General features: G+C 74.0%; 18 protein-coding genes and 2 pseudogenes. 11 read left to right on the forward strand and 9 right to left on the reverse strand.

The genetic code is table 11. From position 1 onward, the window contains the following. Positions 1-124 precede the first annotated feature (124 nt). Positions 125-1,615 (reverse strand): MFS transporter, encoded by a 1,491-nt coding sequence (locus ACZ60X_RS11935; protein WP_469596630.1) that lies wholly within the window; start codon positions 1,613-1,615, stop codon positions 125-127. A gap of 85 nt (positions 1,616-1,700) precedes the next feature. Between ACZ60X_RS11935 and ACZ60X_RS11940 the strand changes: the two genes are divergently transcribed. Further along, on the forward strand, positions 1,701-2,099 hold the full coding sequence (locus tag ACZ60X_RS11940; protein ID WP_469596633.1) for a MarR family winged helix-turn-helix transcriptional regulator: 399 nt from the start codon (positions 1,701-1,703) through the stop codon (positions 2,097-2,099). A gap of 136 nt (positions 2,100-2,235) precedes the next feature. Here ACZ60X_RS11940 and ACZ60X_RS11945 read toward each other — a convergent pair whose 3' ends face one another. Next, a complete protein-coding gene (locus ACZ60X_RS11945) occupies positions 2,236-3,474 on the reverse strand; it encodes an MFS transporter (protein WP_469596636.1) in 1,239 nt (412 codons plus the stop codon). A gap of 414 nt (positions 3,475-3,888) precedes the next feature. Between ACZ60X_RS11945 and ACZ60X_RS11950 the strand changes: the two genes are divergently transcribed. Continuing rightward, positions 3,889-4,284, forward strand: a complete 396-nt coding sequence (locus ACZ60X_RS11950) for a luciferase domain-containing protein (RefSeq protein WP_469596639.1) — start codon at positions 3,889-3,891, stop codon at positions 4,282-4,284. 603 nt (positions 4,285-4,887) lie between these two features. Here the strand turns inward: ACZ60X_RS11950 and ACZ60X_RS11955 are convergent. After that, positions 4,888-5,667, reverse strand: a complete 780-nt coding sequence (locus ACZ60X_RS11955; RefSeq protein WP_469596642.1) for a DeoR/GlpR family DNA-binding transcription regulator — start codon at positions 5,665-5,667, stop codon at positions 4,888-4,890. Between the two features lie 124 nt (positions 5,668-5,791). Between ACZ60X_RS11955 and ACZ60X_RS11960 the strand changes: the two genes are divergently transcribed. Together ACZ60X_RS11960 and ACZ60X_RS11965 are read left to right on the forward strand one after the other, a co-directional pair. Beyond that, positions 5,792-6,673: an SIS domain-containing protein gene (locus ACZ60X_RS11960; protein ID WP_469596644.1), complete on the forward strand. Its 882-nt coding sequence runs from the start codon at positions 5,792-5,794 to the stop codon at positions 6,671-6,673. A 154-nt stretch (positions 6,674-6,827) separates the two neighbouring features. Further along, on the forward strand, positions 6,828-7,682 hold the full coding sequence (locus ACZ60X_RS11965) for a class II fructose-bisphosphate aldolase (RefSeq protein WP_469596647.1): 855 nt from the start codon (positions 6,828-6,830) through the stop codon (positions 7,680-7,682). A gap of 67 nt (positions 7,683-7,749) precedes the next feature. On the opposite strand, the gene ACZ60X_RS11970 is transcribed toward ACZ60X_RS11965, so the two are convergent. After that, positions 7,750-8,883: a methyltransferase gene (locus tag ACZ60X_RS11970; RefSeq protein ID WP_469596650.1), complete on the reverse strand. Its 1,134-nt coding sequence runs from the start codon at positions 8,881-8,883 to the stop codon at positions 7,750-7,752. Positions 8,884-8,963: 80 nt separating this feature from the next. Here ACZ60X_RS11970 and ACZ60X_RS11975 point away from each other — a divergent pair, with 80 nt between their 5' ends. The 3 genes from ACZ60X_RS11975 to ACZ60X_RS11985 are packed head-to-tail and all read left to right on the forward strand — an operon-like array spanning position 8,964 to position 11,695. Beyond that, on the forward strand, positions 8,964-9,686 hold the full coding sequence (locus tag ACZ60X_RS11975) for an alpha-ketoglutarate-dependent dioxygenase AlkB family protein (protein WP_469596653.1): 723 nt from the start codon (positions 8,964-8,966) through the stop codon (positions 9,684-9,686). 48 nt (positions 9,687-9,734) lie between these two features. Further along, on the forward strand, positions 9,735-10,973 hold the full coding sequence (locus tag ACZ60X_RS11980; protein ID WP_469596655.1) for an ROK family protein: 1,239 nt from the start codon (positions 9,735-9,737) through the stop codon (positions 10,971-10,973). Between the two features lie 11 nt (positions 10,974-10,984). Then, on the forward strand, positions 10,985-11,695 hold the full coding sequence (locus ACZ60X_RS11985) for an NUDIX hydrolase (protein ID WP_469596657.1): 711 nt from the start codon (positions 10,985-10,987) through the stop codon (positions 11,693-11,695). 18 nt (positions 11,696-11,713) lie between these two features. On the opposite strand, the gene ilvY is transcribed toward ACZ60X_RS11985, so the two are convergent. Next, positions 11,714-12,574, reverse strand: coding sequence for an HTH-type transcriptional activator IlvY (ilvY, locus tag ACZ60X_RS11990; RefSeq protein WP_469596659.1), 861 nt, complete (start codon positions 12,572-12,574; stop codon positions 11,714-11,716). Positions 12,575-12,661: 87 nt separating this feature from the next. On the opposite strand from ilvY, the gene ACZ60X_RS11995 reads away from it, so the two are divergent. Then, positions 12,662-14,131: a ketol-acid reductoisomerase gene (locus ACZ60X_RS11995; protein WP_469596662.1), complete on the forward strand. Its 1,470-nt coding sequence runs from the start codon at positions 12,662-12,664 to the stop codon at positions 14,129-14,131. A 22-nt stretch (positions 14,132-14,153) separates the two neighbouring features. Here the strand turns inward: ACZ60X_RS11995 and ACZ60X_RS12000 are convergent, their stop codons facing one another. Genes ACZ60X_RS12000 through ACZ60X_RS12010 form a run of 3 tightly spaced genes read right to left on the reverse strand, consistent with a single transcriptional unit; the run spans position 14,154 to position 16,233 of the window. Beyond that, positions 14,154-15,062: a phosphotriesterase family protein gene (locus ACZ60X_RS12000; protein ID WP_469596664.1), complete on the reverse strand. Its 909-nt coding sequence runs from the start codon at positions 15,060-15,062 to the stop codon at positions 14,154-14,156. Further along, positions 15,059-15,637 carry a DUF4865 family protein gene (locus ACZ60X_RS12005; protein WP_469596667.1) on the reverse strand — a complete coding sequence of 193 codons (579 nt, stop codon included), beginning with the start codon at positions 15,635-15,637 and terminating at the stop codon, positions 15,059-15,061. Before ACZ60X_RS12005 ends, ACZ60X_RS12000 begins: the two co-directional genes overlap by 4 nt. Positions 15,638-15,642: 5 nt before the next feature. After that, positions 15,643-16,233: a TetR/AcrR family transcriptional regulator gene (locus ACZ60X_RS12010; protein ID WP_469596670.1), complete on the reverse strand. Its 591-nt coding sequence runs from the start codon at positions 16,231-16,233 to the stop codon at positions 15,643-15,645. Between the two features lie 219 nt (positions 16,234-16,452). Between ACZ60X_RS12010 and ACZ60X_RS12015 the strand changes: the two genes are divergently transcribed. The 3 genes and pseudogenes from ACZ60X_RS12015 to ACZ60X_RS12025 all read left to right on the forward strand — a co-directional run. Next, on the forward strand, positions 16,453-16,743 hold the full coding sequence (locus tag ACZ60X_RS12015) for an SHOCT domain-containing protein (protein WP_469596673.1): 291 nt from the start codon (positions 16,453-16,455) through the stop codon (positions 16,741-16,743). Next, a pseudogene (locus tag ACZ60X_RS12020) lies at positions 16,740-16,902 on the forward strand (ABC transporter ATP-binding protein); the annotation flags it as partial. The gene ACZ60X_RS12015 and the pseudogene ACZ60X_RS12020, both read left to right, overlap by 4 nt. Next, positions 16,893-17,653, forward strand: a pseudogene (locus ACZ60X_RS12025) (ABC transporter permease); the annotation flags it as partial. The pseudogenes ACZ60X_RS12020 and ACZ60X_RS12025, both read left to right, overlap by 10 nt. Before the next feature lie 441 nt (positions 17,654-18,094). Here ACZ60X_RS12025 and ACZ60X_RS12030 read toward each other — a convergent pair. Continuing rightward, entirely contained in the window at positions 18,095-18,694 is a 600-nt protein-coding gene (locus tag ACZ60X_RS12030) for an ATP-binding protein (protein ID WP_469596676.1), read from the reverse strand. Positions 18,695-18,798 lie beyond the last annotated feature (104 nt).

Consider the following 18,798-nt stretch of genomic DNA (forward strand, 5'->3'; position numbering starts at 1 on the left):
CTCTGAAAGGACGCGGGCCTACGTCGAAGTGCGGCGCCGCCGCGCTGGTGCGATCGACGGTACGGCGCGGCAGGCGCCGGCCGGTCCGTCCCGGCACCCCGCGACGCGCACCGCCGCCGGGCGCTCAGTCACGCACCGCGACACGCTCCGTCTCCGCCTCGCGCACCACGGACTGGGCGACCACGACGGACGGTCGGCCACGACGGCTGCGCAGTCCCGTGAGGGTGATCAGCAGGCCGGCGAGCGCGATGCCGGTCACGACGACGAAGCCGGGCCGGTAACTGTCGAGCACGGCCCGCGGCGTGGCGTGCGCGGGAGCCCCCGCGGTGACCACGGCCGTCACCACGGCCAGGAACAGCGCGCCGCCCACCTGCACCGAGGTGTTGAGCAGCCCGGAGACCATGCCCTGCTCGTGGTCCTCGACCCCGTTGGTGGCCTGGATGTTGAGCGAGGGGAAGACCAGCGCGCAGGCCGCGCCGATCAGCAGCATGGAGGGCAGGACGACGGCGGCGTACACCGGGTCGAGGTCGACGCGCAGGAACAGCGCGTACCCGAGGGCCATGAAGGCGAAGCCGAGCGCGATCAGCCGGGGCGTGCCGAACCGGTCGACGATCGCGCCGACCTTCGTGGACGACACCGCCACCAGCGCGCCGGCCGGCAGGAACGCGAGCGCCGTGTGCAGCGCGGACCAGCCGAGCAGGGACTGCATGTACAGCGTCGTGAGGAACTGGAAGCCGACGTAGGAGCCGAAGAAGGCGATCGCGCCGAGCTGGGCGCGGACCTGGCTGCCCGAGCGCAGCACGCCCAGCCGGATCAGCGGGCTCGGCGAGCGCCGCTCGACCAGTACGAACGCGGTCAGCAGCACCGCGACGGCGAGGAAGGACAGCAGCGTGCGGGCCGAGGCCCAGCCGGCCCCGGGGGCCTGGACGACGGTGTACACCAGCAGCAGCATCGACGCGGTGCCGAGGACGGCACCCGGAATGTCGTAGCCGGCGTGGTTCTCCTCGCGGGCGCTGCGCGGCAGCAGCCGGAGGCCCGCGGCCAGCGCGATGAGGGCGATCGGCGCGGGCAGCAGCATGGTGAAGCGCCAACTGGCCTCGGTGAGCAGGCCGGAGAGCACCAGGCCCATGGAGAAGCCGGTGGCGGCGCAGGTGGTGTAGATGGACAGGGCACGGTTGCGCAGCGGGCCCTCCGGGAACGTCGTGGTGATGATCGACAGGCCGGCCGGCGCGGTGAAGGCCGCGCTCAGTCCCTTGATGAAGCGGCTGGCGATCAGCAGCGGACCGGAGTCCACGAGTCCGCCCAGCAGCGAGGCGAGCGCGAAGACGCCCAGGGCGACGAGGAACACCTGGCGCCGGCCGAGCAGATCGGCGGTGCGTCCGCCGAGGAGGAGCAGGCCGCCGTAGCCCAGGATGTAGCCGCTGACGATCCACTGCAGCGTCGAGGTGGACAGATGCAGGTCGGAGCCGATGGAGGGCAGCGCGACGCCGACCATCGACACGTCCAGCGCGTCGAGGAACATCGCCGCGCAGAGCACCAGCAGGGTGCCCCACAGGCGAGGAGTCCAGCGGACGGCCGGGGACGGGGCCGCGGGGGAGGCGAGCGGAGAAGTCATGCCGCAGACAGTACATGCATGCGCATGAGATGCAAATGCATTTAATTACGATGCAACAATCTTGGTTCTCTGCTACGGTGCGCTCATGGCGGCGAAGAAGGCCGAGCAGGCCCTCGTGGAGCAGTGGCGGGAGATACTGGCCCTGCATGCCCGCACCCAGTGCGAGCTGGACCGGGCGCTGCACGAACACGGCCTGTGCGCCAGCGACTTCGAAGTGCTCGACCTGCTGGCCGAGGGAGCGGCGGCCGACGGCGGCTGCGCCTACCGCGTGCAGGAGATCTCCGAACGGGTCCATCTCAGCCAGAGCGCGCTGTCCCGGCTGATCGGCCGTCTGGAGAAGGACGGCCTCGTCGATCGCGCCATGTGCGCCGAGGACCGGCGCGGAGTCAGGGTGGCGCTGACGGCCAAGGGCCGCACGCTGCACGGCCGGGTGCGGCCCGTGCAGCGTGCGGTGCTGGCGAGGATGCTGCCCGGCGCCGAGTGACGGCGCCGCAGCGGCCGGGGAGCCGGTGAGGCCGGACCCCGCGTTGCTCCCGCCGATCGTTCCGCCCTTTCCGGACCACCCTCGTTCCGCCGGGCGGCTGCGGCTGCGGCTGCGGCTGCGGCTGGGCCTGGCCCGGTCAGCGTCCCATGGTCCGCCGTGTCGTGACTCCGATGAGTGCGGCGACGGCGGCCAGGGCGGCCACGCTCGTCAGCGCGGCCGGCAGGGAGAACCAGTCGGCCATGAAGCCGATCGAGGGCGGCCCGAGGAGCATGCCGCCGTAGCCCAGGGTCGAGGCGACGGCGACTCCGGACGGCCCGGTCAGCGCGCCCGCGCGCTCCACGGCGACCGGGAAGAGGTTGGCCAGTCCGACCCCGGTGACGGCGAAGCCGATCAGGGCCGCCCCCACGGAGGGCGCGAGGGAACCGAGCAGCATGCCGGCCGTCGCGACGGTGCCGCCCGCGATCACGGTGCGCGCCCGGCCGAGGCGTTCCAGCAGCGTCGTCCCGGTCGCCCGGCCGATGGTCATGGCCAGCGCGAAACACGAGTACCCGGCCGCCGCCACACCCGACGAGGCCGCCAGGTCCTGCTGGAGGTGGAGCGCGCCCCAGTCGGCCATGGCACCCTCCCCGTAGGCCGTGCACAGTGCGACCAGCCCGAAGACGAGGACCAGCCCGCGGCGGCCGCCCCGAGAGGCGTCGCCGTGCGCGCCGCCTGGGTGCGGGGTTTCCGGGTGTGTGGTGGTCGGGGCTGTGGTCCTGGGTTGTGGGGTCCTCGGCTGCGGTGGCGGGCTGCATTCCGGCGGTGCGGGAGGCTCCAGCCGGAGCAGGGTACGTCCGGCGACGGCCGTGACGAGGAGGCCGGTGGCGGTGAGGCCGAGCAGATGCCGGGTGGGGGAGAGCGCGCCGGCGACCAGCCCGCCGAGGCCGGCCCCGATCATGCCGCCGAGGCTGAACGCGGCATGGAAGGTGGGCATGACGGGCCGCCGCAGCGCGGCCACCAGGTCGACGGCGGCGCTGTTGAAAGCGACGTTGATGCCGCCGTACGCGGCGCCGAAGACCAGGAGCACGGCACCGAGTGCGGGCGCGGAGTGGGTGAGCGGGGGCAGGGCGACGCTGAGGGAGAGCAGGACGGCACAGACGACGGTGACCGGATGGCTGCCGTACCGCCGGCACAGCCGCCCGGTGAGGGTCATCGTGATCACGGCCCCGGCGGAGACCCCGAGGAGGGCCAGCCCCAGATCACTGGCAGAGGCGTCGGTCTGCTCCTTGATGGCGGGGATCCGGACGACCCACCCCGCGAAGATGAAGCCGTCCAGGGCGAAGAAGGCGGTCAGGGCGATCCGGAGCCGGGAGAGATCGTGACTGCTGCCCGGCACGACGTTGTGCGATCGGGTTTTGTTTATTTGCGGCACAAACCCAGGTTAGGGTCAGGTGGAGGGTGGGGCAAGCGGCTTCCGGGGCGGCTCGCCCAGGAGCGTTGGCCGAGAGTGTTCACATCGCGAGACGGCCGGGCGGTGCGTCCATATCCGTTACGGCGGTGGCGGCCTGACGTGCGGAGCGGATCGCCGCGACTGCGGGGGTAGGCGCCTGACGCCGGTGAAGCGGGCGATGTGGCCTTGACCTGCGCCGACTTGTCTGGCCTCGCATCGGCCGTGCCGTCAACACCGGGTGGGGCGAGGCGGGTTCGGGGCCGCCTGAGCGGTTCCGCGCGCGGTCCCCGGGTGGATACAGGTCGGTTAATGCTTGCTCACGACCTGGTTGCCGAGGGGTGAGCGGGCCATGATGGGCCCATGACGTTGGCCTCGCGCGCTCTCGCGCAACTGGCGACCTGGCCCGACCTGAGTCAGGCGGTCCCGAGCTGCGGCCTGGGACAGGCGGTGAGTTCGGCCCAGGGCGAGATCGCCCACTTCCACTCGGACCGCGATGTGGATCTCCGGCTGACCGACCGGGCGATCCGGCGCTTCGCCAAGGACATGAAGGACTCCGGTGCGATCAGAATCGTGCCCGGCTCCCAGTGGGTGACCCTGCGTCTCGACGCGGCGAGCGACGTCGACCTGCTGCTGACCCTGGTGAGCGTGGCGCTCCAGGCCCAGCAGACCTGGCCCGACCCGGTCGACCGGTCATCGACCGGCTGCAACGACCAACGGGGCGCGGGATTCGTCAAGGCGGATTTCAGCCGCGCCTGAACCGGGCGGGGGCGCGCCGGTTCTGTGCGGACCGGTGTGGACCGGTGGTGCCGTGCGGACCGGTGTTTGCGTGCGGGCAGGTGTGGACCGGTGGTTGCAGTGCGGGTCGGCATGGGCCGGTGATCGTGTGCGGGTCGGCGTGGGCCGGTGATCGTGTGCGGGCCCGTGACGAGCGGTGGTTCCGTGCGGTCGGGGTGGCGTACGGATTCGTGCGGCGGTGGCGAGCGCGCTGCGCATCCCTCCGTACAGGCCGGTCGTCGTCGGGCCGGTGCGCTGCGTCCCGCTCCGCACGGGCCGGTCGTGGTCGCGTCGGCGCCTCATGTTCCTCTTCCGCGCGGGCCGGTCACGGCGGTGCGGCCCAGGCGCGGCCCTCTTCGTACGGGCCTGTCGAGGGCGGCCGGAGCGCCGCCGCCCCGTCCGAACGACGCGGCGCCCTCCGCGCCGGCCGGTCTCGTCAGTGGGGCGCGGCCCCTCCGTGTCGGCGGCCGTGGTCAGCCGACACGGGGCCCCCGCACCAGCCCGGCCTTGTACGACCCCGCCTTCGGCAGGGTGGAGCCGCGTACCGCCTCCGCGCGGCCCTGCCCCGGCCGGGACGGCGGGTGGTCAGACCGTCAGGACCCGGAGCCCCGCCTCCTCGAAGCGGCGTACCGTCTCCGAAGGTGCCGCCGTGTCCGTCACCAGCGTGTTGACCAGCTCCGTTCCGCAGATACGGGCGAAGGCGCGCTGGCCCAGCTTGCTGGAGTCGGCGGCGACCACCACCCGCTCGGCGCGTTCGCACAACAGGCGGTTGATCGCGGCCTCCGCCTCGTCGTGCGCCGCCGCGCCGTGCGCCACGTCGAAGGCGACGACGCCGAGCACGGCCACGTCGAGCGTGATCTGCCCGAGCACGCCGTCGGCGAGCGGGCCGATGAGTTCGTAGGACTGCGGGCGCGCGACCCCGCCCGTCACCACGATCTTGAACTGGGGCCGTACGGCCAGCTCGTTGGCGATGTTGAGCGCGTTGGTGACGACGGTCAACGCCGGTGCGCCGCTGGACAGGTCGCCGCGCACGGCCAACGCGCGGGCCACCTCCGTGGTGGTCGTGCCGCCGGTCAGCCCCACCGCCTCGCCCGGGGCCAGCAGGCCGGCCACGGCTTTGGCGATGCGCTGCTTCTCGGAGGCGCGGCGGGCCGTCTTGTAGCGCAGCGGCAGCTCGTACGACACCCCGTGCACCACCGCTCCGCCCCGGGTGCGCACCAGCATCTGCTGCTCGGCGAGCTGGTCGAAGTCCCGGCGGATCGTCGCCGCCGACACCGCCAGCTCGGCCGCCGCCTCCTCGACCTCCAGCCGGCCGCGCTCCACGAGCAGTTCCAGCAGCGCCTTCCAGCGGGCGTCCCGGGACATCCGCAGCCTCCGTTCCGAAGTGTTTCCCGGCGACCCTAGCGCACGAATCTCTGCGCGTGGATGCTTGATTCTGCTCGAAATCACGCTATATCTTGCAGGAACAATCAGCGAGGAGGGTGTGGGCATGACCCATGTCGAGGACGAGCTGAACAGCCAGCCGGAGTGCTGGGCGCGGGCCGCCGAGAGGGCGGAGCGGCACAAGGCCGCGCTGCCGGAGCGCGGGGAACGAGTCGCCGTCGTGGGGTGCGGGACCTCGTACTTCATGGCGCAGGCGGTGGCCGGCCTGCGGGAGGGCGCAGGGCAGGGCGAGACCGACGCGTTCGCCGCCTCCGAGTTCCCGTACGGGCGGTCGTACGACCGGGTCGTCGCCCTCACCCGCTCCGGCACGACGACGGAAGTGCTGGACGTACTCGGCGAGTTGAAGGGGCGGACGCGGACCACCGCCGTCACGGCCGACCCCGACACCCCCGTCATGTCCGCCGCCGACGACCTCGTCGTCCTGGACTTCGCCGACGAACGCTCCGTCGTCCAGACCCGGTTCGCGACCACGGCCCTCACTCTCCTGCGCGCCCATCTCGGCCTGCACGCCGACTCCGTTGTCGCCGACGCGCGCACGGCCCTCGGCACTCCTCTTCCCGAACAGCTCGTCGCCTGCACCCAGTTCACGTTCCTGGGGCGCGGCTGGACCGTCGGACTCGCGAACGAGGCGGGGCTGAAGATGCGCGAGGCCTCCCTGTCCTGGACCGAGGCCTACCCGGCGATGGAGTACCGGCACGGGCCGATCAGCATCACCACCGAGGGCACGGCCACCTGGATGCTCGGCGAGGCACCCGAGGGGCTCGCCCGGCAGGTCGCCGCCACGGGCGGATGGTGGATCGAGGGCGGACTCGACCCGCTCGCCGAACTCGTCCGCGTCCAGCGGCTCGCCGTCGCCGTCGCCGCCGCGCGCGGCCTCGACCCCGACCGGCCGCGCCACCTCGCCCGCTCCGTGATCCTCAGCCCCTGAAACCCCGGCCGCGCCCGATCACCGCGCGGCGGCCCTGGTCACCCTCGGCCGTACCCGGTCGCTGCCCCTGTCCGTGACGGCCTTGCGGCCGCCCCCGTCCGACGCCCGCCGATCCCCGGCCCTCCACGGCCCGCGTTCCGGAAGGACACCCGAAGTGCCCCTCGCGTCCACCGGTGAGCTGATCACCGCCGCCTCCGCGGCCCGTTCCGCCGTCGCCGCCTTCAACATCATCACCCTGGAACACGTCGAGGCCGTCATCGCCGGCGCGGAGTCGGCCGGTGCGCCCGTCGTCCTCCAGGTCAGCGAGAACGCCGTCAAGTTCCGCTACGGACGGCTGCTGCCGCTGGCCCGCGCGGCCGTCGCCGCCGCCGAACGGGCCGCCGTACCCGTCGCATTGCACCTGGACCACGTGCAGAGCGACGACCTGCTGCGGCAGGCGCCCGGCGCGGGGTTCAGCTCCGTGATGTACGACGCGGCCCGCCTGCCCTATGCCGACAACCTCTGCGCCACCCGGGCCGCCGCCGACTGGGCGCATGCCCAAGGCCTCTGGATCGAGGCGGAGTTGGGGCAGATCGGCGGAAAGGACGGCAGGCCTCCGCTGGACGCCCACGCACCCGGTGCGCGCACCGACCCCGACCAGGCCGGCGACTTCGTCTCCGGCACCGGCGTCGACGCGCTCGCCGTCGCCATCGGCAGCGCACACGCCATGACCACGCGCACCGCCACCCTCGACCACGCCCTGCTCAAGCGGCTGTCCACGGCCGTCGCCGTCCCCCTCGTCCTGCACGGCTCCTCCGGCGTACCGGACGACGGGCTGGTCGAGGCGGTCGCGGGCGGCATCGCCAAGGTCAACGTCGGTACGGCGCTCAACGCGGCCATGACGGGAGCGATCAGGGAGTTCCTCGCCGCGCGCCCCGAGGCAGTCGACTCCCGCACGTACCTCAGCGTGGGCCGGGAGGCGATGGCCGGCGAGGTGCGCCGGATCATCGGGGTGCTGGACCGGTCCTGAGCCGCCGCGGGCCCCGAACCCGTCCACCGGACGGTCCCCGACGGGCCGGTCGTCGGTCCACTTCCCTTCAGTCCTTCTTCACGGCCCTGAGCACCACGAACTTGGGGTCCGAGGCGACCAGCTCGCTGTTCCCGAACAGCCGCCGCAGCTTCACGTGGTACCCCAGATGCCGGTTGCCGATCACCCACAGTTCGCCGCCCGGCCGAAGGGCTCGCTTCGCGCCGGTGAACATGCGCCACGCCGTCGCGTCGGTCGTCGCCTGGTGGGAGTGGAACGGCGGGTTGTTCAGGACGAGGTCCACGCTGCCCGGCGCCACCCCGGCCAGTCCGTCGCCGACCCGGAACTCCGCGTGCCCGGGCACCCCGTTGGCCTTGTACGTCGCCTCCGCCGAGGCCACCGCCTGGAACGACTCGTCCACGAACAGCACCTCGGCCGACGGATCCGCCAGCGCCACCGCCGTACCGACGACACCGTTGCCGCAGCCGAGGTCCACCACCCGGGCAGCGCCCGGCCCCGGCAGGTGGGCCAGGAGGAAACGGGTGCCGATGTCGAGCCGGTCGGCACAGAACACGCCGGCGTGGTTGACGACCGTGCGTCCGGAGACCGGCCCGACGTCCTGCGGGAGGGCGTAGCGGTACGGCCACGGGTTCGCGGGGCGCTCCAGCGCCGGGTCCGGGGTGCAGAAGATCAGCCGGGCCTTCTGGCGTGCCAGAGAGGTGCGGGTCGGGCCGAGGATCCGCTCGAACAGCCCGAGCGTGGAGGTGTGGATCTCCTTCACCATGCCGGTGCCGACGACGACCGTGCCCGCGTGCACGGCGGGCGCCAGCCGCAGCAGCTGGTCCTCCAGCAGCGCCAGGCTCTTCGGCACCCGTACCAGCAGCACGTCCACCCGCTGCGGCGGCGGGTCCTGGGTGGTGAGCAGCTGGACGGCACCGGGCTCGACCCCGGCCCGGCCCAGGTTCGCCCGGGTCGCCTCCTGGCTCAGGAAGGAGTCGGTGATCTGCGTCGGGTGGTGGGCGGCGAGCGCCGTGGCCAGGGCGCCCCAGCGGTCCCCGAGCACCACGACCGCGCCGGTCAGCGGCACTCTCTCCTCGGCCAGGTGGCGCAGCAGGTACGTGTCGGAGGCGTCCCAGGCACGCAGCCGGTCGCGGGGGTCCTCGGGGAAGCGGGTCAGCTCGACCTCGCCCCACGGTGTCGTCATGCGGTCGCTCATCGTGCCTCCCAGGCTAGCCGAGCCGCAGATCAGGGGCGGTGCGGCCGCCTTGCGGGATGATGGAGCGCGTGGACGCGGAGCTGTTTCCCAGGGAGCGCGCGCGGGTCGCGCGGGGCGCCGTGCACGCCCCGGACTGGCTGGGCGCCGACCGGCAGCGCGAGCTGCTCACCGCCTGCCGGGCCTGGGCGCGGCCCCCGGCCGGGCTGCGCACGGTGCGCACCCCGGGCGGCGGCACCATGACCGCCAGACAGGTGTGCCTGGGCCTGCACTGGGGTCCCGTCCGAGGCTGCCCGCACTGCGGGCGGCCCGCACGGGACAACCCCGAGTGCCCCGGCCTGCACGCGTACCCGTACGCCTACACCCGCACGGTCGCCGACGGCGACGGCGCCCCGGTGAAGCCGTTCCCGGCCTGGCTCGACGAACTGGGCCGCCGCGCGGTGGCCGACGCGCTCGGCCCGGCGGCGGTCCCGACGGCGCCGTACGACATCGCGCTGATCAACTTCTACGACGGCGACGCCCGCATGGGCATGCACCGCGACGCCGACGAGCGCGCGGACGCCCCGGTGGTCTCGCTGAGCCTCGGCGACACCTGTGTGTTCCGCTTCGGCAACACCGAGACGCGCGGCAGGCCGTACACGGACGTGGAGCTGCGCAGCGGCGACCTGTTCGTCTTCGGCGGACCCTCCCGGCTCGCCTACCACGGGGTGCCGCGCGTGCGCCCCGGTACGGCACCGCACTGGCTGGGCCTGGCCGGACGGCTGAACATCACCCTGCGGGTGAGCGGCCTGTAGCGGGCGCCCAGCGGCACCACGAATGCGGATCATGGGAGACTCGCCCTCATGAGCGGCAAGGCGGACCCCCGGACGGCGGGGGAGAGAACGACCCCGAGGGCGCGGCTGGACCGGGGGCGCGGTGCGCTCGGGCCCGCGCTGGAGCTCGTGCACACCGGGCGGGCACCGACCCGGGCCGTGCTCACCGCCGAACTCGGGGTCACCCGGGCCACGGCGGGCGCCGTGGCCGCAGAGCTGGAGGCGCTCGGCCTGATCCGGGTGGACGCCCGCCCCGGCGCGGCGGCCGGCTCCCAGGGGCGCCCCTCGCACCGGCTGGAGGTGGCCGAGGACGGGCCGGTGGCGCTCGCGGCCCAGGTCCACGCCGACGGCTTCCGGGCCGCGTTGGTCGGCCTCGGCGGGCGGATCGTGGCGACGGCACCCGGCTGCGAGACCATCGACGCCGACCCGGCGAAGGTGCTCGGCTCGGTGGTGGAGGCGGGCGCCGAACTGCTGCGCACGACCGGCCGCCGCTGCGTGGGCGCCGGACTGGCCGTACCGTCCGCCGTCGCCGAACCCGACGGACTGGCCCTCAACCCCCTCCACCTGGCCTGGCCGGTCGGCGCACCCGTCCGGCGGATCTTCGCGCAGTGCGTGCGCGCCGCCGGGCTCACCGGCCCGGCCTTCGCCGGCAACGACGTCAACCTCGCCGCGCTCGCCGAACACCGGCACGGCGCCGGCCAGGGCGCCCGCGACCTGCTGTGCGTGGCCACCGGACACCGCGGTGTCGGCGGCGCCCTCGTCCTCGACGGCCGTCTGCACACCGGCAGTTCGGGCCTCGCCCTGGAGGTCGGTCACCTCACCGTCAACCCCGAGGGCCGCCCCTGCCACTGCGGCAGCCGGGGGTGCCTGGACGTCGAGGCGGACCCGCTGGCGCTGCTGGTCGAGGCGGGCCGTGAGCCCGGCCCCGAGGTCTCCCTGCTGCAGCAGGCCAACGACCTGCTGGGCACGCAGTACGACGACCCGGCCGTCCGCAGGGCCGCCGAGGCGCTGATCGACCGCCTGGGCCTCGGCCTCGCCGGGCTGGTCAACATCCTCAACCCCGACCGCATCATCCTCGGCGGACTGCACCGCACCCTGCTGCGCGCCGACCCCGGCCGGCTGCGCGCGGTCGTCGCCGACCGCAGCCTGTGGGGCCAGAGCGGCGGCGTGCCGATCCTGCCGTGCACCCTGGACCACAACAGCCTCGTCGGCGCGGCCGAACTGGCCTGGCAGCCGGTCCTGGACGACCCGCTGGCGGCCCTGCGGTGACCGTCGCGCCCGTGGAGATCCTGACCGCCGTACGCATCCGCCTGGTCGAGACGGCCCTGCCGGAGTTACGGGAGCGCCACCGTGTGGCGATGGACCGGGCCTGGCAGCAGTGGGTACGGGCGAACCCCGCCCTCTTCGACGGCCCGGTGGCCGCCCTCACCGGGCTGGACCGGGACGGGCCGGACGGCCTGGTGCTCTCCTGGGCACGGGCGAGCTACCGCTACCGCACGCTGCGGCACGTGCCCGGCTCGCCCGCGCTCTCGTCGCTGTTCGTATCGGTGGTCCAGCCCGCCGACGACGGCCGGCTGCTGGTCGGCCGGATGTCCGCCTCGACCTCCACGCCCGGCCGCTGGCAGCTTCCCGGCGGAACCGTCGAACCCCCGGACGCCGGAGAGGCGTTGGACCTCACCGCGCTGGCCGGCCACGCGGCCCGCGAACTTGCCGAGGAGACGGGCTCCGACACCCCGGCCGACGCCCTCTCCCGGTGGCTGACCACCCGGGGAGCACGCGGCAGCGTCGGCGTGATGTTCATCGCGCCCCCGCGCCCCGCGCGGGAGTTGCACGACCGGTACGCGGAGCTGGCGCGGACCCAGACCGGCCGTGGCGAGGAACCCGAGTTCGACCGGATCGAGTTGGTCGGCTCGGCCGCGGACCTGGACCGGCTCGGCGGCCCGCACGTCGACTACATGCGCCCGGTCGTACGGCGCTACGCCCGCGGCTGAGCACCCCTGCGGCCCGCCCTACGCGGCCATGTGAGCCGTCAGGCTCCACAGCGCCGCCACCAGGGGCCTGCGCAGATCGGCCCGGCGCACGCACAGCCCGATCGGGAACCGCTCCGGCGCCGGATCCGCCGGAACCACGGTCAGCCGGTCGCGGACCGCGCTGTGCTCCAGCACGAGCCGGGGGACGACACCCGTGCCGCAGCCGAGGGCGACCAGGGACAACAGGCCTTCGTGTCCGTCCGGTTCACAGGCCACGTCCGGCACCCTGCCCCGGGACCGGAACCAGCGATCGGCCGCCTCCCGCACCAGCCCCCGGTGCGGCAGCACGAACGGCCCGTCGAGACCGGGGTCCGGGCGGTCGCGCGCGGTCACCGGCACCAGGTCGGTCACCGCCACCGTGCGGCTCACCAGCGGATCCGGCAACCGCGCCGGAAGCCCCGCCACGGTCACGTCCACCTCGCCCTCGTCCAGCCGGGCCAGCGCCGCCGCCGCGTCACCGGTGCGCAGGTCCAGCCGCACCTGGGGATGCGCGGCACGGAACGGCCCCAGCAGCTCGGGCAGCAGCGCCTGGCAGGCGGTCACCGTCGCGAACACACCCAGCCTGCCGCTGAGTTCGGCGGGATCCGGATGCTCCTCACGATAGGCGCGCCACAACTCCAGGGCCTGGACGGCGTAGGCGCGGAACCGGTGCCCCTCCGCCGTCAGCGACACCCCGCGCGGCCCCCGGTCGAACAGCCGGTGGCCCAGCTCTGACTCCAGGCGCTGCACGGTCCGGGTGAGCGTCGACGGGCTGACATGGCACTCCAGACTCGTGCGCCCGAAGTTGAGCGACTGCGCGAGATGGAGGAACAGCCGCAGCTCCTGGTGATCGTCCCGCACGGCCGACCTCCGTCTTTCACCTCACGCAACGCCCCGCTGCACATCTTGCGCTTGCCGCAACACAAGGCCGGAGCCTACAACTCGACCATGACCTCGACCACATACACCTCACGCGTCTTCCCCCTGGAGAGCATGTACGTGCCGGGCGGCACCGAGACCGTCCTGCGCGGCGGCCGGCACCTCTTCCCGCTGCTGCCGCAGGCCTTCGCCGGCGTCCGCCGCGTCGGCGTGCTCGGCTGGGGCCCGCAGGGCCGCGCCCAGGCCCGCAACCTGCGCGACTCCCTCGCCGGCAGCGGCATCACGGTCGCGGTCGGCCTGCGCCCCGGCTCGGCTTCGGCCGCCGACGCCCGCGCCCACGGCTTCACCGAGGAGGACGGCACCCTCGGCGACTGGCTCGCCGTGGCCGCCGACAGCGACCTCGTGCTGCTGCTCATCGCCGACTCCGCGCTCGCCGCCCACCACCAGGAGATCTTCGCCGCGCTCAGGCCGGGTGCGGTCGTCGGACTCTCGCACGGCTTCCTGCTCGGCCACCTGCGCGCGACCGGCGGCGACTTCCCGCCCGGGCACGGCGTGATCGCCGTCTGCCCCAAGGGCATGGGCGACTCCGTGCGCCGCCTGTACGAGCAGGGCGCGCAGATCAACGGTGCCGGCATCAACAGCAGCTTCGCGGTCCACGCCGACCCCGACGGCCGGGCCACCGACCTGGCCCTCGGGTGGTCGGTCGCGCTGGGCTCGCCGTACACCTTCCGCACCACCCTGGAGAGCGAGTACCGCTCCGACATCGTCGGCGAGCGCGCCATCCTGCTCGGCGCGGTGCACGGCATCGTGGAGAGCCTGTACACCCGCTGCCGGCTCGCCGGGGACGACGAGGTGACCGCGTACGAGCGCTCCTGCGAGAACATCACCGGGCCCATCGCCCGCACCATCTCCCGCGCCGGCCTGCGCGCGGTGCGCGACGAACTCGACCGCGCCGGACGGGAGGTCTTCGACCGGGCCTACGCGGCGGCGTACGCACCGGCCCGCGAACTCGTCGCCGAGATCTACGACGAGGTCGCCGACGGCACCGAGCTGCGCAGTGTGATCCTCGCCGAACACCGGTTCGGCCGACGGCCGATGAGCCGCATCGGCGGCTCCCCGATGTGGGCGGCGGGCGACCGCGTGCGGGCCCGCAGGGCCGAACGCACCCTGTCCGTCGACCCGTTCACCGCCGGTGTCTTCATCGCCACCATGACCGCCCAGATCGACGAGTTCGCCGAGCGCGGACACCCCTGGTCCGAGATCGTCAACGAGTCGGTCATCGAAGCCGTCGACTCCCTCCTGCCGTACATGCACGCCCGGGACGTGGCCTACATGGTCGACAACTGCTCCCGCACGGCCCGCCTCGGCGCCCGCCGCTGGGGCCCGCGCTTCCAGGCCGCGTACGAGCAGATCGCCTGTCCGGCGGCCGAGGGCGCGGCGGACCGCGGCCTGGTGACGGCCTTCGTCGAACACCCCGTGCACGAGGCCCTGGCGGCGGCGGCGAAACTCCGCCCGTCGGTGGACATCTCCGTGGCGTAGCCGCGGCCCGAGGGGCGGGCGACTACCGCCAGTCCACCGCGAACGCCCGCCCCGGATGCTCGGTCAGCACCCGCTCCACCAGCTCCGCACCCAGCTCGGCCACCAGCCTCGGCCGGGCCCTGCGCAGCAGATACGGCATACCGGGCCCGCCGTCGACCGACCGGCTGCCGGCGAGCACCGTGTCGCAGCCGAGCAGCAGCCGGTCGCCGAAGCCCGCCTCCGCCAGGGCCCGGACCGCATCCGGCATCCGCCAGTCGGTGGCGTGATGGGCGCGCGAGGGCCCGTCGAAGGCCAGCCAGCAGCCCGATCCGGCGGCCTCCCGGTGCGCCACGGGGTCGGGGGAGCGATTGAGGTGGCCGAGGATCACCCGGTCGCCCGGCACGCCGAACTCGCCGCACAGCAGGTCGAGTACGTCCAGCGCGCCGGTGCCCATCTCCAGGTGCACGGCGATGGGCGCACCGGTGGCGTGGTGCGCCTCGGCCGCCGCGGCCATCGTCCAGCGGGCGTGCGCGTCGAGAGCGTGGAAGCCGCCCGCCACCTTGATCAACCCCGCCCGCACCCCGGTCGAGGCGATGCCCTCGGTCAGCTCGGACACGAACACCTCGGCCAGCCGACCGCGCAGCCCGGTGAGCGACTCCGGTGTGTAGTGGGCGGCTTGGTGCAGTCCCGTGGCGCACACCAGCGTCACGCCCGTGATCCGGGACAACTCCGCCAGGTCCGCCGCCCGCCGTCCCATGCCGTACGGCGTCCACTGCACGACGGACGCACCGCCCGCCGCCCGGAACGCCTCCAGCTCGGCCCGGGCCAGGGCCACGTCCTTCAGCTCCTGGCCGGGGAACCTCGGGCTGCTCAGGAAGAGGTGGTCGTGCGCGTCGCACACGCCCAGCTCCTCGGGCGCGACGTCGCCGAGGACCGTGCGGACCCGGCTCACCACTGCCGGCCCCGCGGGAGCATGTCCCGGCCGGGCGCCGACAGGTGCAGCACCTGGAAGACGTCACCCGCGGCCTTCGGGGCGTCGTGCTCCCAGAGCGAGAAGTGCACCAGCTCCCACGCGCGCGTGTCCACGGCGGCCGCCGCCAGCACCGCCCCGTCCGCCGCGGCCAGTCGCTCCGCCTCGGCGACGGCGGCCTCCATCGTCAGGGCCAACTCGACCCCCTCCGGGACAGGTTGGCGGTGCCGCACTGCGAACGTGGCGCGCTCGGCGGTGCCTTGGGCGTAACACAGTCCGGTCCACTGCCGTACCGCGGGTCTGCCGAAGTCGTTCACCAGCCCCTGGAAGGCGCCACCCCACAGGAAGCGGTTCATGCCCTCGACGGTGTTCCACAGGTAGAACGGCGCGTACTGGTTCACCGGCGAGCCGTACCGCCCGCGTTCGCGCAGCAGGTAGGTCTTGAAGCCGAGCCCGTCCCAGTCGTCGAGCAGATGCCCGACGCGGGCGGCCCGGGTGCGGATGATGCCCGTGTCGTAGTCGGCGGGGAGGGTCAACTCGTACTGCATCGCGTGCATGGGGCTCAGCGGTCCTTTCCGTCGGAGAGCGGGGTCAGCAGGGAGAGCAGGCCGCGTACGCCGGCGTCGAAGGCGGCGGGGGAGCCACAGGCGCGGGCGAGCACGTAGCCGCCCTGGACCGTCGCGAGGACGGCGGCGCCGATCTCCGCGCCGTCCAGTCCGGGCGCGAACTGCCCCTGCCGCTTGCCCTCTTCGACGAGGTCCGCGATCCGCCGCCGGATCCAGGCGATCGTCTCGTCCACCGGCGCGCGCAACTCGTCGCTGGCGATCACGTCGGGGTCCATCGTCAGCCGGCCGATCGGGCAGCCGCGCAGCACGTCGCGCTCGCGCAGCAGATAGGCCTCGATGCGCTCGTACGGCGTGCCCGGACCGCCGAGGACGCGCTCGGCGGTGCCGCGCAGCTCCTCGGCGGTCCGCCTGATCGCCGCCAGGGCGAGATCCGGCTTGCCCTTGAAGTGGTGGTACATGCTGCCCTGGCCGGCGCCCGCGCGCTCCAGGATCGCCTTCGGGCTCGTACCCACGTAACCGCGCTCCCACAGCAGCTCGCGTGTGGACTCGATCAGACGTTCCGAGGTGCTCATGCACCCACTGTACATACTAGTAGTTACAACGCGCCAGCCCATCGCGCGGCCCGCTGCTCCGCCCCCGCGCCCGCCGCGTCGCTCCGCGCGGAGCAGCGGGCCGCCCCCGCCGTACTCCCCGCGAGGTACGCCGGGTGCCGCCGGCCGCACGACGACCCGGGCCCCCTGCCGGAGGGAGTCTCGTGGCATCCCCGGACGCCGGGGACGACACGACGACAAGGGAGACGACCCGAGATGCAGACCCTGGCGAGCTGGCACGGCGGGCCCGGCCCGTGGATCCTGTTCTTCCCGCTGATCTGGGCAGCCGTCGCGATCGGCGCCGTCACGCTGCTGCGCCGCACCGTCTGGCGCGGGCGCGGCGGTCCCTGGAGGTCCTTCGACGGCGGGCGCCCGGCCGGTGACTCGCCGCTCGCGGTCCTCGGCCGCCGCTTCGCCTCCGGCGAGATCGACGAGGAGGAGTACTGGCGCCGCCTGTCGGTCCTGGAGGAGCACTTCGGCCGCACGGGCAAGGGCGGCACCGCATGACCCCGACGACCGCACTGCGGCCCGCGGCCGGTGTGACCGACGCGGTGAAGGTGTACGGCGGCGGCGACACCGCCGTGCACGCGCTCGACGGCGTCACCGTCGACTTCCCCACCGGACGCTTCACGGCGATCACGGGCCCCTCCGGCTCCGGCACGCTGCGCGCCCTCGGCTCCGACGGCATCGCCGTCACCCGGACGGAGGCCGCCCGGCGGCATCTGCGCGCCGGGGACACCGCCCGGCTGACGTTCACCGACGGCACGAGCGCGAACTTCACCGTCCGGGCCGTCTACGGCCGGTCGGAACCGCCGGCGACTACGTCATCACCCGGGCCGCCTGGGCGCCGCACCGCACTCAGGACTCCGACACCCTGATCGCCGTCACGTTCAGGCCCGGGGTGTCCGCCGACGCCGGCAAGGCGGCGGTGCAGCGGGCCGCGGCGCGCTACGGCAACCCCCCGGTGCAGACCCGCGACGAGTAGGCCCGGTCGTCGGCGGGCGGCATCGACATGATGCTGACCCTCGTCTACGCCCTGCTCGCCCTCGCCGTGGTCATCGCCCTGCTCGGCCTCGCCAACACCCTGACCCTCGCGCTGCACGAACGCACCAGGGAAATCGGGCTGTTGCGGGCCGTCGGCCAGACCCGCGCCCAGCTGCGGGCCATGGTCCGCTGGGAGTCGGTCCTGGTCGCGGCGTTCGGCACGGTCGGCGGACTCGGCCTCGGCGGCTTCCTCGGCTGGGCGCTGGTGAAGGCCTCCGACGGCGCGAGCGACACCGCGTTCGCCTTCGCGCTGCCGTCGGCGCGGCTCGCCGTGGTGGCCCTCGTCGGCCTGACCGCAGGCGCCCTTGCGAGCCTGCGCCCGGCCCGGCGTGCGGCACACCTGGACGTGCTGCGGGCCGTCACGGCGGACTGAACGCGCGTGTGGGCGCGGGGCTGTACCTGATGTGTGTGTGCCGTGATGGGGTGCCGGGTGTCCTGTCGGGGGCGGGGTGTTTGCCGGTGGGCGGTGGGACTGGAGGTGCTGGGGATGTCACCGTGGGTTGTGGTGTGTGTGGGGGGGTGCCTGATGTGTGGGTGTGCCGTGATGGGGTCCCGGGTGTCCTGTCGGGGGCGGGGTGTTTGCCGGTGGGCGGCGCGTCCGGGTGCTGTCGCGGCGGGCTGAACGCTCGCGGGGCGTGTGCTCGATCGCGGCCACCGCCGCGCTCGGGGTCCCCGGCCCCCGGGCCGGGGAAACAACGGACGGCGCCGCACGTGCGGCTGCGGCGCGCGGTCCTGTCGGAGCCGGCGCGAGGGGCGTGGCCCGGAGCCGGGTCTCACCGCCCGGCCGGCCGGGAACGGCCGGCCGGGCGGGAGCCTATGCCCCGGACACGGTGGAGGCGTGCGCCACCGCGGGGGCAGCGGCCGCGTCCAGTACCGCAGCGGCGGTGACGGGAGCCCCCGCGACCGGCACCGGGGGCGCCATGGGCGCGGGTTCCGGCGTCGGCCGTGCCGTGCGAGCGGTACGGCGCGGCCCGCCCGCCGGGTGGGAGCGCGCCGTCTGGGGCGCGGGCAGCGTGAACCACACGACCTTGCCGTGCTCGCCGTCCGGCCGCGCCCCCCAGCTCTCGCTCACCGCGGCCACCATCGCCAAACCCCGCCCGCACGTGGCCAGCGGACTCGCCTCCGGTGCGTCCCCGGCCTGGACGACAGGCACCGGCAGCCGGGGATCGCTGTCGCGCACCGAGACGGTGAGCCGGTCCGGCAGCAACTCCAGCTCGACGGTGCACGTCTTGTCGGGCCTGGCGTGCCGGTGGACGTTGCTGAGCAGCTCCGTCACACCGAGCGCGGCCCGGTCGATCAACGGGTCCATACGCCAGTAGCGCAACTGTGCAGATACGATTCTGCGGACCTGGCCGATCCGCGACGGCAGGGCCTGGAGCTCCACCGTGCAGTGCCTGCTCGGATGACTGGTCACGGCTGCGACTCCCCGATGTAGAGGTCCGACGGACCGGAAGAACACGGAGAACAACGGATCCAGCAGGGTGCTTGCGTCCAAACGTCCGCCTGCTGTCGTGGTCG

Source organism: Streptomyces sp. NPDC104106 (genome assembly GCF_055584345.1).

Coding starts and splice junctions, on each gene's coding strand:
- ACZ60X_RS11960 (WP_469596644.1), top strand. CDS start 5,792: ATGACCCATGTCGAGGACGAGCTGAACAGCCAGCCGGAGTGCTGGGCG.
- ACZ60X_RS11950 (WP_469596639.1), top strand. CDS start 3,889: ATGACGTTGGCCTCGCGCGCTCTCGCGCAACTGGCGACCTGGCCCGAC.
- ACZ60X_RS12015 (WP_469596673.1), top strand. CDS start 16,453: ATGCAGACCCTGGCGAGCTGGCACGGCGGGCCCGGCCCGTGGATCCTG.
- ACZ60X_RS12010 (WP_469596670.1), bottom strand. CDS start 16,233: ATGTACAGTGGGTGCATGAGCACCTCGGAACGTCTGATCGAGTCCACA.
- ACZ60X_RS11955 (WP_469596642.1), bottom strand. CDS start 5,667: ATGTCCCGGGACGCCCGCTGGAAGGCGCTGCTGGAACTGCTCGTGGAG.
- ACZ60X_RS11935 (WP_469596630.1), bottom strand. CDS start 1,615: ATGACTTCTCCGCTCGCCTCCCCCGCGGCCCCGTCCCCGGCCGTCCGC.
- ACZ60X_RS11970 (WP_469596650.1), bottom strand. CDS start 8,883: ATGACGACACCGTGGGGCGAGGTCGAGCTGACCCGCTTCCCCGAGGAC.
- ACZ60X_RS11995 (WP_469596662.1), top strand. CDS start 12,662: ATGACCTCGACCACATACACCTCACGCGTCTTCCCCCTGGAGAGCATG.
- ACZ60X_RS12005 (WP_469596667.1), bottom strand. CDS start 15,637: ATGCACGCGATGCAGTACGAGTTGACCCTCCCCGCCGACTACGACACG.
- ACZ60X_RS11980 (WP_469596655.1), top strand. CDS start 9,735: ATGAGCGGCAAGGCGGACCCCCGGACGGCGGGGGAGAGAACGACCCCG.
- ACZ60X_RS11940 (WP_469596633.1), top strand. CDS start 1,701: ATGGCGGCGAAGAAGGCCGAGCAGGCCCTCGTGGAGCAGTGGCGGGAG.